The organism is Billgrantia zhangzhouensis (assembly GCF_021404465.1).
In the GTDB taxonomy this organism is placed as follows: Bacteria; Pseudomonadota; Gammaproteobacteria; order Pseudomonadales; family Halomonadaceae; genus Halomonas; species Halomonas zhangzhouensis.
In genome coordinates, this window is the sequence record NZ_JABFTT010000017.1 from 1 (window position 1) to 14,256 (window position 14,256).

At 59.2% G+C, this 14,256-nt stretch carries 15 protein-coding genes; 5 read left to right on the top strand and 10 right to left on the bottom strand.

Annotated features, from left to right (window positions below; genetic code table 11):
• Both HOP51_RS18695 and HOP51_RS18700 read left to right on the top strand, forming a co-directional pair.
• The coding region (locus HOP51_RS18695; protein ID WP_234274606.1) for an integrase core domain-containing protein at positions 1 to 137 on the top strand (137 nt) is incomplete at its 5' end.
• Positions 138 to 269: 132 nt separating this feature from the next.
• Positions 270 to 1,832 (top strand): AAA family ATPase, encoded by a 1,563-nt coding sequence (locus HOP51_RS18700; protein WP_234275395.1) that lies wholly within the window; start codon positions 270 to 272, stop codon positions 1,830 to 1,832.
• A gap of 62 nt (positions 1,833 to 1,894) precedes the next feature.
• On the opposite strand, the gene HOP51_RS18705 is transcribed toward HOP51_RS18700, so the two are convergent.
• Genes HOP51_RS18705 through HOP51_RS18725 form a run of 5 tightly spaced genes read right to left on the bottom strand, consistent with a single transcriptional unit; the run spans position 1,895 to position 6,780 of the window.
• Complete coding sequence (locus HOP51_RS18705) at positions 1,895 to 3,121, bottom strand: metal-dependent hydrolase family protein (protein ID WP_234275396.1); 1,227 nt, start codon at positions 3,119 to 3,121, stop codon at positions 1,895 to 1,897.
• Between the two features lie 27 nt (positions 3,122 to 3,148).
• Positions 3,149 to 4,456 (bottom strand): TRAP transporter large permease, encoded by a 1,308-nt coding sequence (locus HOP51_RS18710; RefSeq protein ID WP_234275397.1) that lies wholly within the window; start codon positions 4,454 to 4,456, stop codon positions 3,149 to 3,151.
• An 8-nt stretch (positions 4,457 to 4,464) separates the two neighbouring features.
• Positions 4,465 to 4,962, bottom strand: a complete 498-nt coding sequence (locus HOP51_RS18715) for a TRAP transporter small permease (protein ID WP_234275398.1) — start codon at positions 4,960 to 4,962, stop codon at positions 4,465 to 4,467.
• Positions 4,934 to 5,590 (bottom strand): TetR/AcrR family transcriptional regulator, encoded by a 657-nt coding sequence (locus tag HOP51_RS18720; RefSeq protein WP_234275399.1) that lies wholly within the window; start codon positions 5,588 to 5,590, stop codon positions 4,934 to 4,936. The genes HOP51_RS18715 and HOP51_RS18720 overlap by 29 nt, the downstream gene beginning before the upstream one ends.
• 53 nt (positions 5,591 to 5,643) lie before the next feature.
• Complete coding sequence (locus HOP51_RS18725; protein ID WP_234275400.1) at positions 5,644 to 6,780, bottom strand: C4-dicarboxylate TRAP transporter substrate-binding protein; 1,137 nt, start codon at positions 6,778 to 6,780, stop codon at positions 5,644 to 5,646.
• 226 nt (positions 6,781 to 7,006) lie between these two features.
• On the opposite strand from HOP51_RS18725, the gene HOP51_RS18730 reads away from it, so the two are divergent.
• Together HOP51_RS18730 and HOP51_RS18735 are read left to right on the top strand one after the other, a co-directional pair.
• Positions 7,007 to 7,732 (top strand): AzlC family ABC transporter permease, encoded by a 726-nt coding sequence (locus HOP51_RS18730; RefSeq protein WP_234275401.1) that lies wholly within the window; start codon positions 7,007 to 7,009, stop codon positions 7,730 to 7,732.
• Positions 7,729 to 8,031: an AzlD family protein gene (locus HOP51_RS18735; protein WP_234275402.1), complete on the top strand. Its 303-nt coding sequence runs from the start codon at positions 7,729 to 7,731 to the stop codon at positions 8,029 to 8,031. Before HOP51_RS18730 ends, HOP51_RS18735 begins: the two co-directional genes overlap by 4 nt.
• A gap of 99 nt (positions 8,032 to 8,130) precedes the next feature.
• On the opposite strand, the gene HOP51_RS18740 is transcribed toward HOP51_RS18735, so the two are convergent.
• Genes HOP51_RS18740 through HOP51_RS18750 form a run of 3 tightly spaced genes read right to left on the bottom strand, consistent with a single transcriptional unit; the run spans position 8,131 to position 11,457 of the window.
• Positions 8,131 to 9,480, bottom strand: coding sequence for a M48 family metalloprotease (locus HOP51_RS18740; protein WP_234275403.1), 1,350 nt, complete (start codon positions 9,478 to 9,480; stop codon positions 8,131 to 8,133).
• A complete protein-coding gene (locus HOP51_RS18745) occupies positions 9,471 to 9,878 on the bottom strand; it encodes a hypothetical protein (protein ID WP_234275404.1) in 408 nt (135 codons plus the stop codon). The genes HOP51_RS18740 and HOP51_RS18745 overlap by 10 nt, the downstream gene beginning before the upstream one ends.
• Positions 9,835 to 11,457 carry a CHASE2 domain-containing protein gene (locus HOP51_RS18750; protein WP_234275405.1) on the bottom strand — a complete coding sequence of 541 codons (1,623 nt, stop codon included), beginning with the start codon at positions 11,455 to 11,457 and terminating at the stop codon, positions 9,835 to 9,837. Before HOP51_RS18750 ends, HOP51_RS18745 begins: the two co-directional genes overlap by 44 nt.
• A gap of 131 nt (positions 11,458 to 11,588) precedes the next feature.
• Here HOP51_RS18750 and HOP51_RS18755 point away from each other — a divergent pair, with 131 nt between their 5' ends.
• A complete protein-coding gene (locus HOP51_RS18755) occupies positions 11,589 to 13,130 on the top strand; it encodes an ATP-binding protein (protein ID WP_407061823.1) in 1,542 nt (513 codons plus the stop codon).
• Positions 13,131 to 13,353: 223 nt separating this feature from the next.
• On the opposite strand, the gene hepT is transcribed toward HOP51_RS18755, so the two are convergent.
• Together hepT and mntA are read right to left on the bottom strand one after the other, a co-directional pair.
• Entirely contained in the window at positions 13,354 to 13,764 is a 411-nt protein-coding gene (gene hepT / locus HOP51_RS18760) for a type VII toxin-antitoxin system HepT family RNase toxin (RefSeq protein ID WP_234275406.1), read from the bottom strand.
• Entirely contained in the window at positions 13,754 to 14,164 is a 411-nt protein-coding gene (mntA, locus tag HOP51_RS18765) for a type VII toxin-antitoxin system MntA family adenylyltransferase antitoxin (RefSeq protein ID WP_234275407.1), read from the bottom strand. Before mntA ends, hepT begins: the two co-directional genes overlap by 11 nt.
• Between the last annotated feature and the right edge of the window lie 92 nt (positions 14,165 to 14,256).

Below are 14,256 nucleotides of genomic sequence, written 5' to 3' on the forward strand. Positions count from 1 at the left end.
TCTGGCTACATCGGTTTGAGTCGCTGGGGCAGGCCAGAGCGATCATCGGCCGCTGGATCCGATACTACAACGAAGAGCGGCCACATCAGTCTCTTGGCTATGTGGCACCCCAAGCACACCCTGCATTAGCAGCGTAGGGTGTGCAAAAACCAGGGGGTCATTACAAGATCACGATCGCTATCGATCTGCCGGCCGGGTAAAGCTGGCTCTGGAAATGCTATGCTGGCCACTTGTCAGCCTCGCAGCTCAGCTTGCTTCAGGAGTGTATCGTGACTGTCGCGCCGCACCAGAAACTGCCCATCGGGATTCAGACCTTTTCCGATATCCGTGAAGGCGGCTACTACTACGTCGACAAGACGCCACAACTGCATCGCTTGGTGGAGGCGGGCAAGTACTACTTCCTCTCGCGCCCGCGGCGCTTCGGCAAGAGCCTGCTGCTGGATACGCTGCGCTGCTTGTTCGAGGGGCGCGAGGCGCTGTTCGAAGGGCTCCATATTCACGACAAGTGGGGCTGGCAGGTTCGGCATCCGGTGATTCGCCTGAGCTTTGCCGATGGCGTGCTGCAGAACCGCGAGCAACTCGATGAGCGTATACGCGACCAACTGTTTCAGCACCGCGAACGCTTGGGTGTTCCCTTGCGGCGCGAGACCGACATAGCCGGTGAGTTCTCGGCCCTGATTCGGGGTGCCCACGAAAAGCACGGCCAGCGCGTGGTGGTGCTGGTCGACGAGTACGACAAGCCCATTCTCGACAACCTGCTCGAGCCCGAACGGGCGCGTGAGCTGCGCGAGGGGCTGAAGAACCTCTACAGCGTGCTCAAGGATGCCGACCCGCACCTGGCTTTCGTGCTGCTTACGGGGGTATCGAAGTTCAGCAAGGTAAGCCTGTTCTCCGGTCTCAACAATCTCAACGACATCACCCTGGATGCCCCCTACGCGACCATCTGCGGCTATACCGACGAGGACATCGACATGGTATTCGCTCCCGAGCTGCCGGGGCTGGAGCGAAGCCAGATCAAGCACTGGTACAACGGCTACCGCTGGGGCGGGCAGGAGGTCACGGCCGTTTACAATCCCTTCGACGTACTGCTGCTGTTTCAGAAACGTCAGTTTGGCCCTTACTGGTTCGAGAGCGCCACGCCCACCTTTCTGGTGGAGGTGCTCAAGCAGCGGGGGGTGTTCACGCCGTCGTTGGATCGGTGGGAGACCGAGCCGGAATTGCTGGGCCGCTTCGATGTCGACGATATTGCCACCGAGGCGCTGCTGTTCCAGACCGGTTATCTCACGGTGAAACATATCGAAGAGCCCATGCTGGGCTATCGGCTCTATACCTTGGGCTTTCCCAACCAGGAGGTGGAAACCAGCCTCAACCACGCCCTGCTGCCTGTGTTGGGGGTGGAGAATGCGCCACGCGAGCGAAAGACGCTGTTCACGCATCTGCATGCGCATGACCTGATTGGCCTCGAGGCCCATCTCAAGGCGCTCTATGCCGGGCTGCCCCACGACTGGTACCGCAACAACCCCATCGCCCGCTACGAGGGCCACTATGCCAGCGTGTTCTACAGCCACTTTGCCGCGCTGGGGGTGAGCGTGACGGTGGAGGACGCCAGCCACCACGGCAAGGTCGATATGACGGTGGATTTCGCCGGGCACTTGTACCTGTTCGAGTTCAAGGTGGTGGAGCAGCTGCCCGCAGGCAGTGCACTCGAGCAGATCAAGGCCAGGGGCTACGCCGACAAGTACCGCGGCCAGGGCAAACCGATGCATCTGATCGGGGTGGAGTTCTCCCGCGAGCGGCGCCAGATCGTGGCGTTCGAGGTGGAGACGCAGTAACTTACTCGTGAGGGTTCAACCCGTAACCGAGCAGCCCGGCCTTGGCCGGGCTGCTTGGAGGCTTACATCACGTTCTTGTAGAGCTTGCCAGCCTTCATGATCAGCAACAACTGCTCATTCGGCTGTGTCAGCAGCGTGATGTCGTCGAGGGGGTTGCCCTCGAGCACCAGCAGGTCGCCGCGTGCGCCGGGAATGACCTCGCCGAAATCGCCGCTATGGCCATAGGCATCGGCCGCGTTGCAGGTAGCGCTGCGGAGCAGTTCGGCAGTGGGTATCGCGTCCTTGCGAAGGTGGAACTCGTCCAACTGGTAGCACTGCATACGGCCCAGCAGGTCGGAGCCGTAAAGCATCTTCACGCCGTGTTCTTGAGCCATTGCCAAGGCCTTGTGGCCAGCTTCCAGAACATCGTAAACCTTGCGCTGCAGATGCTCGGCCATGCCGGCCTCGACTCCCTCTCTTGCCAGCGCATCGTAGGTGATCAGCGTAGGGGTCAGGTAGGCGCTGTGCTCTAGAAACAGGCGACAGCTCTCTTCGTCCATCAGGTTGCCGTGTTCGATGGTCCGTACGCCGCGCGGAATCAGCCGATTAATGGCGCGCGCGGTATAGGCATGGGCCATGGTGTGGATATTGGCGGCGGTGGCTTCCTCGACGATGGCGTCGATCTCCTCTATGGAGAACTGCGTGCTGTCGACCCGATCGGTGGGGGAGGCGACACCTCCGGATGCCATAATCTTGAGCTGGGTGGCGCCCTTACGGATCTCGTCGCGGGCGGCTCGGCGCACCTCACTCACTCCATCGCACACCCGCCCGAGCCCGGCGCAGCAGAAGCAGCCTTCAAAGGTCTGCTGTCCCGGCCCGCGCATGTCGGCGTGCCCTCCGGTTTGCGATAGTGCCCTGCCGGCATACATCAACCGAGGGCCAATCAGGCTGTCCTCCTCCACGGCACTGGCAAGCCCGTGGTCGGCACCGCCGGCATCGCGCACGGTGGTGAAGCCTCGCATCAGCATGTCCTTCAACAGCTGGCTCGATTTGGCGCCTACATAGAAAGGGGAGAGCGTTTCCAGCAGGGCAAAGTTGGGCGTAATGGCCGTTACGTGGACATGAGAATCGACCAGACCGGGCATCAGGTAGCGTCCGCGTACATCGATCACTTGGTCGTCCGCTCCTTCTAGGGCGGTGTCACTGACAGCCACGATGCGGCCGTCCTGCACGCGCACCTGCCGGTCGGGCAAGACTTGGCCGTTACGGGTATCGATGACGTTGGCATTGATGAAGCGAGTCGTTGTCATGAGAGTTTCCTTGTAGGAGCCGGGATGTCAAAACATCAACTGTGGCAAGAAGAGTGAGAGTGCCGGGATCAGCACAATCAACAGCAGGGCGACGATGTCCATCACGATGAACCAACTCACGCCCTTAAAGACTTCAGGCAGGGTGACGCTTTTACCGAGAGCGCCCTTGATCACGTAGACGTTAAGTCCTATGGGGGGCGTAACCAGGCCGACCTCGAGCAGCTTAACGACGATGATGCCGAACCACACCAAGTTGAGATCGGCCCCTTGCACCAGCGGCAGGATGAGCGGCAGCGTCAGCAGCAGCAGGCCAATGGAGTCGATGAACATGCCGAGCACCAGATAGATCAGAGCAACGGCAAGCAGGATCCACCAGGTCTCGGTGCTCACGCCGAGAATCAGCTCCGAAAAAGCGGCCGGCACGCCGCTCAGGGCCAAAAAGCGGGTAAAGAACAGCGAGCCAATCAAGATGATGAAGATGCTGGCGGTGCTGACGGCCGTGCTGATCAGCGCTTCCCTCAGCGCGCGCAGGGTCAGGGTGCGCCTGGTAAATGCGATGAGGGCGGCGATGGTAGTGCCTACCGCACCGGCCTCGGTGGGGGAGAAAATACCCAGGAAGATACCGCCCAACACCGAGCCGATCAGCAGCGGCAACGGCCAGATGTCACGAAAGGCATCCCATTTTTCCTTGGCGCTGGAGCGCACGGCAGCATCACCGGCCAGGCTGGGGTTGAGCTTGGTGCGTACCATGATCATAGCGATGTAGAGCAGCGCCGAGAGCACTCCCGGAATGAAGCCCGCCATGAACAGCTGGCCCACCGAGACCTGAGCATAAACCCCGTAAAGCACCAGTAGCACGCTAGGGGGGATCAGCGAGCCCAGCGTGCCGGAGGCGGCTACAGTGCCGGTGGCCAGGCCTTTGTCGTAGCGGTACTTCAGCATCTCGGGAACGGCAATGCGCGACATGGCCGCCGAGGTCGCCACGCTGGAGCCGGAGGCAGCGGCAAAAAAAGCGGAAGCCATTACACTGGAAACCGCCAAGCCGCCCGGCAGCCTCGCCATGAAAAGGCGCATCGCGTGAAACAGCCCTTGGGTCATGTTGGTCGAGGTGCATAGGTAGCCCATGAACAGAAACATCGGCGCGGCGGTCAGTTCCCAGGTGCCAGCGAAGTCGAAGGGCGTGGCGGAAATCATGCCCCAGGCCACGTGCATGCTGGTCATTTCACTGATGCCGATGATCGAAACCAGTCCCAACGCTACGCCAATTGGCACGCGCAGGGCGATCAGGGCCAAGGCGATGGCAATGCCTGCCACGCCTATCTCGAGGTTGCTCATGGAGACTCCTACAGGGCTTGACGTAAACGCAATGCCTTCAGCATGTTGGCGATAATCGCCAGCATCATGGCGCCGAAACCGACGGGTAGCGCCCAGCGGCTGGGCCAGAGGTAAAAGCGGAAGTTGGCCATGGCCGTTTCCATGCGGGTGGTCGCACGCATGGCATCGAGGTAGCTCTGATAACAGAGCATGCCGAAGTAGAGCAGGCCGAGGCTGCAAGCAAAGAGGTAAAGGACCAACTGCAGCGAAGCGGGAAGACGGCCGACCAGTACATCTACACTGATGTGCTCACGCTTGAGCTCAACATACGCCAAGGGCAGGAATACCACGGCCACCATGTAATAGAAGGAGACCACTTCCAGCGTACCGGGGAACGACTTGCCGAACAGGTAGCGAAGTGCCACGTCGAGGGAGACATGTAGCGCCATGAGTAGCAAGAACAGCGCCGCCAGCGTCAGGGCGAGTTTGGCCACCCAGTCATTCAGTATCTCGATCGTTCTTGTCATTGTGTGGAACTCTCTTGGTGTTCTCCGAAGTGGAAAAACCCAATTCCAACAGGGTTCGTTTCCAGAACAACAGCATGTCCCGGTACAGCCCCGGGTCGTTACGCCAGATGCTCTGTGCTCCCATACCGCGCATCATGCAGAGCGTGGCATTCAGCGCCACACGCTTCTCATGGGAAGTATGCTCCGCACTCATGACCAACTGCTCCCAGATCTGCTCTAGGGAGGCATTGAACCTCGTGGCCAGGGGCACCAACACTTCCTTGATGGCTGGGTCGGTGCGTGCCGTGGTGAGAAACTCTAGCGTCACCATGTACATGTCGCCCTTGAAGTGCTCATGCAACGCCTGCAGCATGGTTTCGAAGTCGAGCTTGCCTGCCTTGATGCGTGTTGCCATGTCTTGAACGCTATCGACTTCTCTGTTGAGGATGTCCTCCAGCGCGGCCTGCATCAGCAATTCCTTAGAGGGATATTGATGCAGCAAAGCGCCGCGTGAAACGCCGGCTTTCCGCGCGATGTCCACCGTCGAGGTGGCGCGAATGCCTTTCTCCAGAATGCATTCGATGGTCGCTTGCTTGACCCGGCTCTGGGTCTGGCGTGAACGTTCTTCCTGGGTCTGGCGCTTGGTCATGGCGAATTCCGTTGGCAGCGGCCGCCTCGGTGAGGCGGCCTGAGCAAGACGGGTCAGTAGATCCCGTAGTCTGCCGGCAGCTTATCGAAGATTTCGCGCATTGCCAGAGCGGCAAGGGCTTCTTCATCGTTACGGTCTACTTCACCCACCAAGCCTTGCCACTTCTCGTAGGTCGCAAGGAAGTCGTCAATCAAGGCTTCGGCATCGTCTATCCCGTAGTTATTGCGGGCCGTATCGTAGACACTGGCCAGCGCCTTTTCACGGTACGCCTCGACCGAATCCATTAGGTCTTCGCCGGGTTCATAAACGTTATTGCCGTGACCAATCGCTTCTTCCAGGGCCGCATCGGCGATGGCCAGGTACTGCACGATCATTCGTGTCATGGCCTTAGCGGTCGCTTCCTTGAAGACATCGCGTTGGTCGTTGCTCAGACCGGCCCAGAACTCAGGATTGAAGCCCCACTGAGGGCCCGACCAGTACATGCCGGTGGGCAGCAGGGTAGTGTGCTGTGCTACTTCCCACAGCGAGCGGTCGATCAAATCGTTGGCAGCGTTGGAGGCGCAGTCCAGAGAGCCGCGATCTAGGCCGCTGTACATCTCACTTGAAGGAACGTTGACTGGTACGCCGCCGGCTTCCTCCACCCAGGCCGAAACGGTGGAGCCCGCGGTACGAATGCGCTTTCCGCGCAGCTCAGCCAGCGTGCGCACTGGCTCGCGACAGAACAGCACGTAAGGAGGCGTGTTGTAAGCCCCCAGGTAGACGATATCCAGCTCCTCCCACTCCGCCAGCTGGATCGGGTTGCGGGTACTGAAATCGGTCACGGCCAGAATGCCGATAAGCGGGTCGTCGAAGTTGAAGCCAAGCTCCTGCACCGCATTTGCGACCGGCATCTCGGATGGGGTGTATACCGCAGCGTGGTGGGCTACCTGAACGATATTGTCCTGAATGCCTTGGAGATTGGCGCGCGGGGCCAACAGCACCGTGCCGGTGTACACCTCGGGCTGCAGCTCGCCATTGGAAAGTTGCTCGACCGTTTCGGCCCACTCGATGTAGCCATACCGCGAATGCGGGTGTTGTTGGTCGTAGAAGGAATTGGCGATGAAGGAAGTGGAAGCCTGCGCCGTGGTGCAGAGAGCAGGTAGGGCCAGTGTGGTGACTGCCAGTGTCAGCGCCTTGCGTTTGAAGGTCATCTTGTTCTCCCGAGCCGTGTTGACGGCGGCGTTGTTGCTCTTGTGTTCCCGCGTTGGCAGAGTGAATAGCCAACGTGCGAATTCCAAACTAGACTCTGAGAAGGAAAAAAACAAGCAGGACTGTTTGTTTTTCTTTCCTAGCGCCAAGCTCGACGGGGGCGGCGACTCTCAGTCACTGGGCTTGAGGAACGCCATGACGAGGGGCCGTCATGCAAGGGGGATGATGATGAAGAGGCAGGCGAATAGCGAGGCTTGGCTGGATGCACCGGGCATTTGGCGCGGTCTGCTCATGATGATGCCGGTCGCTGCCTTCACGGTGGCTTTTGGTCTAGCCTTCGGGGTGGCTGCCGTTCACCACGGCCTGGCCGATTGGGAAGCGATGCTACTCAGCACCCTGGTATTTTCGGCACCGTCGCAGTTCGCGGCGCTGGATATGTGGCACTCGTCCATGCCGCTGCTCGCGCTGGCCACCGTCACCGTGGCGATCCACACGCGCCATATGCTGATGAGCGCAGCGCTCTACCCGTGGCTGCATACCCTTGGCCGTGGACGTCAGTTTGCCATGGTCCTGCTGATGAGCGACTCCAACTGGGCGATGGCGCTGGGTCAGTATCACCGCGGTGAGCGCAACCTGGGCATCTTGCTGGGCAGCGGTATTGCCCTGTGGGGGGCATGGATACTGGGTACCCTGGTGGGCGTGACCTTCGGAGGCGGAATCTCCCAGCCGGAGCGCTACGGCCTGGACGTGATCATGCTCTGCTTCTTTTTGATGATGCTATTCGGCGGTCGGCCACGCCTGGTCATGGCCATGCCGTGGCTGGCGGCGACGCTAGCGGCGCTTGCGGCCTACCACTGGTTGCCGCCTTACCTGCATATCATGATGGGGGGGCTGGCCGGTGGCCTGGTGGCTGTGGTAATGCCCAGGAATAGGGCGGGGGAGTCCGCATCATGAACTCTCCATCGCTGTGGCATGCGCTGTTGGCCATCGGCCTGCTGGCAGCAATCGCCTATGGCTCCCGGGTGCTTGGCTTGCTGGTCATGTCGAGAGTGCCCCTGGGCCCCAAGGTGCAGCGCTTCGTCGATGCCATGTCCACCTCGGTGCTCATCGCCATCGTGGCACCGCTGATCGTGTACGGAGACGGAGGAGCCCGCCTGGCTGCCCTGGCAACGACGCTGGTGGCCATCCTATGGCGTAGCCCGCTGCTCGCCATCGGTTTGGGCATGGTGGCTGCGGCCGCCTGGCGCTGGTGAGTTTAACCTCCCCTGCCTGGTCCGCAGTTGGGCACGGTTTGCTCGAACCCAATCTGAATACAGAAGCTTGGCTTTTCCAAGTCTCCTCTCGGTCGGCATTCACCAACTGATGTTCCGATTGGCATCTGCAGCCTTGCCAAAGTCAGAACAGCGCTGAGCAAGCTCCATGTCCCTTGCCAAGGCGAGGCCGCAGCGGGCGAAGGCCTGCATCTCCATCAATTTCAAGTCGTGACGCTTTGCCAGATAGTACTCGATTGGCAGCATTTCGTCGGATAGGCCAATATCCTGATGCATGAGCGTAATCATGTGGCTCACCAACTGTGGGTCCCGCTGCTGATTGGCATAGTGCAGCAGGCGTTGGTAATTGAACGTGGTACGGTAATCGCTTTCCAGCGTGTAGAGAAAATAGCGCTGTGCTGTCTCAAGGTCGTTGAGCATCATATGGGCGAGCGAGAGCTGGTTGTACACGTATGCGTTTTTCTCCAGCACGGTGGGAATGGCTTGCGCTTCCACCGCGGCCAATCCTGCCCTGAGCTCGGCTTCATCGTTCGAGACGAGACGATTGAGGCCGTATAGATAGTCAACCGAGGCAAACCGTGGCACTACATTCTGAATACGTCGACGCCGCTTTTCGGGGGCGAGCGCCCAGATGTTTTCCTGTAACATCTCCAACCGGCTGTCGAGGGGCTCGTAGACACTGTCCCGTGAGCCGGTCATACGGGCTGCGCAGCCGGTGAAGTTGACGTTGTAGCGGTTGTTGCCTGCGTCAGTTATACAGTCGGGAGCATCGTCACCTCGGCTGGCCAGGGCGCTCTCCGAATATTGCGCCACACGGCGAATGGCCATTTTCAGTCCGTCCAGGGAGTAGCCTGCCGATGCCAGCAGGGTTACAGCGAAGGCGTCGGCCTGGATTTCGTGCTCTCTATTCCAGCGATGATAAATCAGCCCGTTAGCGGTTTCTCTGGCGGCATCGCCCAGCACCACACTGTAGGCATTTCCGGCCGCGATACCGCCGACTCGGGCTGCCGTGATAGCGGCCTGTTGAAAATGGCCTTTTGTCGTATCGTCATGAATGACGTGCGATAGCTCATGGGCCAGCAGGCCGGCGATCTCATCCTCACTCTCCGCCTGGGCCATGACGCCTGCCGTTACGACGATGGTGTGAGGGGAGAGCGTATAGGCTTCATAGCCGCCGAAGGTATCGACGACGGCGATACAATGGCAGGGCTCGTCAAGTGCCGTTTCGAGTCGAGCCAGTATGCCGTTGAGGTAGTCCAGCATGACTTGGTCGCTGACCAGCATGCGATTCATGCGATGAACTTTCTGGAGATCGCTGGCGCGTACTTCATAGCCCACCCCAGTGAGCTCGGTATTGCCACTGGGTAGCGCGGCACATCCTGCCAGTAGCAGTGTAAAGAGTATGGCAGTAGCGCGTTTCGTCAATGGCATGATTCACCGGCTCCCTTTACGCTGGCGGAGCGTGTGTCAGACGCCAGGGCCAGTGGAACCGTATCGCAAGCGCTAGTGACGAGTACCTCATTGGCGAGGACCACGTCGGCTCGAGCAATGCGATACTGCTCACCGCCCGCGGTGAACAGTAACTCACGCCGTGGACTGGAGGAATCGGTACTCGCCTGCAGAGGTAAGACGAACCCATCGATCTCTTCAATCAGAAACCACTGGCCACTTTCGGCCTGTTGGGCTTCAGTAAAGCGTGGGTTGGGAATTTCCACGATCTGGACGGTTTCCGCCCAAGCGTATGAAGCGGCCATCATGACGAAGGCAGCGACTAGTGCTTTTTTATCAAGGCGTTTTTTCGCTGGTAAAGGCTTTCTTATTCGTGACAATTTTCTTCTCCTTGAGTTGTAGGGTAGCGGCTTCATTGCGCAGTACCACTTCACGAAGCAGAGGAATGACGGCAATTAGTGATAGCCACCCCTCCGGCACGACTCTCATCAGGCTGTAAAAAACCCCTTGAAGAAAAAGCACCGCCAAGGTAATGACGAGCCACCAGAGTAAAAACATCAGAATCTTCGAGCGGGGAGGGGAGTGTTGACGTCGTTTCGCCTGTTGCATGAATAGCAGTACCGTCAGACACCAGGCCCCTATGCCCCATAGAGTCATATCGCTGTACCGGAAATAGTCGCTTTCCAGGCGCCAAAGATTCTCGAAGGCGACGGCATGCAGTAACACTCCCGGCAGCTGCTCATAGATGGGCGTGGTAACGTAATCGAGTGTGCTTGGCATGACTACCCCGACCATCACGGCATAGGGCGCTCCTTCATCGATGCCTGGCGGTACCAGCGAGACTGGCTCGTTGCCGTAAAGCTGAGAGGCGCGAACCAGATGTATCGGCAAACAGGTCGGGGAAAGGTGATGCGGCTCAGCCCTGCCATAAAGCCCCTGGAGCACGCCTTGTGAGAAGCGTTTCAGTAGCGCTCTCGTACGCGTGAATGGTTCCTCGGGCACGCATTCCGGAGCTGCCCTAGCCGCCCATTGCAGGGAAAGGTCGGGTGCCTCGCTGGGAGTGAGCCAGTCACACGAACGCTCTTCGGCGTCGCACAGCGCCTGATATAAAGCCACTGCCGGGGTTGGCATCACATCGACCCTATCTGAATCTTGAAAGGGCACGGGCGCCGTCATCGGGTAGTCGTCGCCATGACCGCTCCACGAGGTTGGCGCCACGCGAGGTTCGGCGAGCAGCTGGTAAGAAAGCTCGGAAATGGGCATGGGGCTACCGCCGCCGGCAAAAAACAAAGCAGCAAGATTTGCTTGATTCGATAGTCGGGAAATGCGAGTGCCGAGCCGTCCTAGATCACCGCTCGAGCTGCGTGGAACCTCGAAAAAAACATCGTAAAAAAGGGTGCTAGGAGGGTGAGGCTGGTTGACGGTTAAGTCGGTGATTAACCGGGCATGGTCATTGTAATTCAGTGGCCAATCATCGCTCGACATCCAGCCTAGGCCGCCGGCATGCAACTCCCGTATGCTTTGCGCATCGATCATTACCACTGTTAATGGTGCGGTTTCAACGCCGGAGAGCCGCACATGGATGTTCTGATATTCACGCGAGAGCGCACGATCTGAAGTCGAAGAGAGCGTGAATGGATCCGCGGCAAGAGCCCACACGCCCAGAGCCACATAGCATGCATAGCGCACGAATGAATGACGCCAAACATCGCACAAAAGCGTCAGCCATCGTACCCCACACCTGTTGATCGACCAAAAGGCACGAGAAGGAAGCCGCCGCAGCCATTCCCGAGGCATATCAGGTTCCTTGCGTATATTTGCGGCTAGGCTCTCATGGCTTAGCTCATCTTTTTTAGTTTTTTTGATCTTATCATGGGTGTAATGTGAAGTGGACCCCATCCTCACCAGGTACATGAACCCGCGTGCCAGCGGAATGTAGCTGACGTCGGTCGCCCACACCTAGTCTCGAAGAGGCCACTTTAAACAGAGGTGCGTCCACACCAAGCCACCCGGCGGTGCACCATGCTATGCTGGCCCGGAATCAGCGCTTGTCCCAGGAGAGTGTCGTGTCCGCCGCGCCCTGACAGAAACTGCCCATTGGTATTCAAGCCTTCGACAAGCTGCGCGAAGGCGGCTACTACGTCGACAAGACCCCACAGCTGCATCGCTTGGTGGAACAGGGGGGCTACTACTTCCTCTCGCGCCCGCGACGCTTCGGCAAGAGCCTGCTGCTGGATACGCTGCGCTGCTTGTTCGAGGGGCGCGAGGCGCTGTTCGAAGGGCTCCATATCCACGACAAGTGGGACTGGCAGATTCGGCATCCGGTGATTCGCCTGAGCTTTGCCGATGGCGTGCTGCAGGACCGCGAGCAACTCGATGAGCGTATACGCGACCAACTGTTTCAGCACCGCGAACGCTTGGGTGTTCCCTTGCGGCGCGAGACCGACATAGCCGGTGAGTTCTCGGCCCTGATTCGGGGTGCCCACGAAAAGCACGGCCAGCGCGTGGTGGTGCTGGTCGACGAGTACGACAAGCCCATTCTCGACAACCTGCTCGAGCCCGAACGGGCGCGCGAGCTGCGCGAGGGGCTGAAGAACCTCTACAGCGTGCTCAAGGATGCCGACCCGCACCTGGCTTTCGTGCTGCTTACGGGGGTATCGAAGTTCAGCAAGGTGAGCCTGTTCTCCGGTCTCAACAATCTCAACGACATCACCCTGGATGCCCCCTACGCGACCATCTGCGGCTATACTGACGAGGACATCGACATGGTATTCGCTCCTGAGCTGCCGGGGCTGGAGCGAAGCCAGCTCAAGCACTGGTACAACGGCTACCGCTGGGGCGGGCAGGAGGTCACGGCCGTTTACAATCCCTTCGACGTATTGCTGCTGTTTCAGAAACGTCAGTTTGGCCCTTACTGGTTCGAGAGCGCCACGCCCACCTTTCTGGTGGAGGTGCTCAAGCAGCGGGGGGTGTTCACTCCCTCGCTGATTGCTTGGCACAGCCGACCGGCGCTACTGGGGCGCTTCGATGTCGACGATATCGCCACCGAGGCGCTGCTGCTCCAGGCCGGTTATCTCACTCTGAAGGGGGTGCGTGAAGAGGTGCCGAACCGCCCCATCTATCGCCTGGGCTTTCCCAATCAGGAGGTGGAAACCAGCCTCAACGAAGCGCTGCTGCCTGTGCTGGGGCTCGGCGACGATGCGCTGGACGAACTGACTCTCAAGCTGCCAGGTTTGCTCAAGGCGGCGGACGTGGTCGGCTTGGAGGCCTACTTCAAGGCGCTCTATGCCGGGCTGCCCCACGACTGGTACCGCAACAACCCCATCGCCCGCTACGAGGGCCACTATGCCAGCGTGTTCTACAGCCACTTTGCCGCGCTGGGGGTGAGCGTGACGGTGGAGGACGCCAGCCACCACGGCAAGGTCGATATGACGGTGGATTTCGCCGGGCACTTGTACCTGTTCGAGTTCAAGGTGGTGGAGCAGCTACCCGAAGGCAGTGCACTCGAGCAGATCAAGGCCAGGGGCTACGCCGACAAGTACCGCGGCCAGGGCAAACCGATGCATCTGATCGGGGTGGAATTCTCCCGCGAGCGGCGCCAGATCGTGGCGTTCGAGGTGGAGACGCAGTAATTGCCGCTCGTTCGGGCCGCACATGCCTGTATGCGAAGCGGAAGGGCGCTCGAGTATGCGGCGAGGGGGGCAACCGCTTCGAGGTCACCGGCATGGATGAAAAAATGCTGGAGGAATACGAGAAGTTGCTGACGATTCTGGATGACGCCGTAAAGCAACAGCGCGAGCATACTTTGGCGATGTTGAACGCTTTGGCATGCATACGCTTGAGCGTGAATTCTGGCTAAGCCAGCTCAATCAAGCGAGTGGCATAGTTGAGTAGCTCGTCGGTGTGTTTCTGTATGATGGAGACGACGATGGGGATCTGCACGGCCTGGTAATCGTGTACGGCAATGTTGCGAAAGCCCGTCATTCGTTTCATCGCCGTGGCAAGGTCAGGCTCGATCAGGTGCTCACGTGCGAGCATATCGAATACATCACGTGCACTCTGCGGTAACCCCAGCTTTCGCAGTCGAATAAGACGGTTACCAGCATCGATGCTGGCTTCACAAGCTCGCTGCAAGTTCAGTATCGCTGCATCTTGTCGCGTCTGATCGTGTTCGAATGTGACGGGATCTTTATTGTACTCCTCCCTTGCTCTGGCCACGCAGCGTTCGATGGTTGCACTCTTGTTGAGAAGCACTTCATCGGCCATAAACGCTGCCTCTTTGCTTGATGTCTTTGATCAGTTCCCGTCGTTGAATGGCCAAGTCCCAATATTCACTTTGTACCATCAACTCGAATTCATCGCTGCTGTTGCCGCTCTGCCAAAGCTTTCGTCCCTCGGTCACGACCTGATATTGCAAAGCGGTTGAAGACCGACGCAGATCCACCAGGTCGACATCGGCCCGCAACCTTTCTGCTACTTCACCGCTCATCTGCCAGCGCTGTTCGGCTGTCAGGCGAGTGGGCAGCAGCAGGGCAAGATCCACATCGCTGTCGGGTGTTGCCGCCCCTGTGGCCTGGCTGCCATAAAGGTAGACGGCTTGAAGCTCAGGTAGCGCTGAAGCCAAGTACTCCGAGACTGCTGCTAGTGCGTCGGGTGAGTAGGGCATGGCACTCCACCATGATGATTACGATGAGGACAGGATGCCTGCCGGGATCATGGTTGGCAATCTTGACGCCTTCCTACCACTGCCCGCCCAAA

Bases quoted from the DNA above. Each gene is read 5' to 3' on its own strand.
- HOP51_RS18705 (WP_234275396.1), bottom strand. From the start codon at position 3,121: ATGACAACGACTCGCTTCATCAATGCCAACGTCATCGATACCCGTAAC.
- HOP51_RS18710 (WP_234275397.1), bottom strand. From the start codon at position 4,456: ATGAGCAACCTCGAGATAGGCGTGGCAGGCATTGCCATCGCCTTGGCC.
- HOP51_RS18715 (WP_234275398.1), bottom strand. From the start codon at position 4,962: ATGACAAGAACGATCGAGATACTGAATGACTGGGTGGCCAAACTCGCC.
- HOP51_RS18720 (WP_234275399.1), bottom strand. From the start codon at position 5,590: ATGACCAAGCGCCAGACCCAGGAAGAACGTTCACGCCAGACCCAGAGC.
- HOP51_RS18725 (WP_234275400.1), bottom strand. From the start codon at position 6,780: ATGACCTTCAAACGCAAGGCGCTGACACTGGCAGTCACCACACTGGCC.
- HOP51_RS18730 (WP_234275401.1), top strand. From the start codon at position 7,007: ATGAAGAGGCAGGCGAATAGCGAGGCTTGGCTGGATGCACCGGGCATT.
- HOP51_RS18735 (WP_234275402.1), top strand. From the start codon at position 7,729: ATGAACTCTCCATCGCTGTGGCATGCGCTGTTGGCCATCGGCCTGCTG.
- HOP51_RS18740 (WP_234275403.1), bottom strand. From the start codon at position 9,480: ATGCCATTGACGAAACGCGCTACTGCCATACTCTTTACACTGCTACTG.
- hepT (WP_234275406.1), bottom strand. From the start codon at position 13,764: ATGGCCGATGAAGTGCTTCTCAACAAGAGTGCAACCATCGAACGCTGC.
- mntA (WP_234275407.1), bottom strand. From the start codon at position 14,164: ATGCCCTACTCACCCGACGCACTAGCAGCAGTCTCGGAGTACTTGGCT.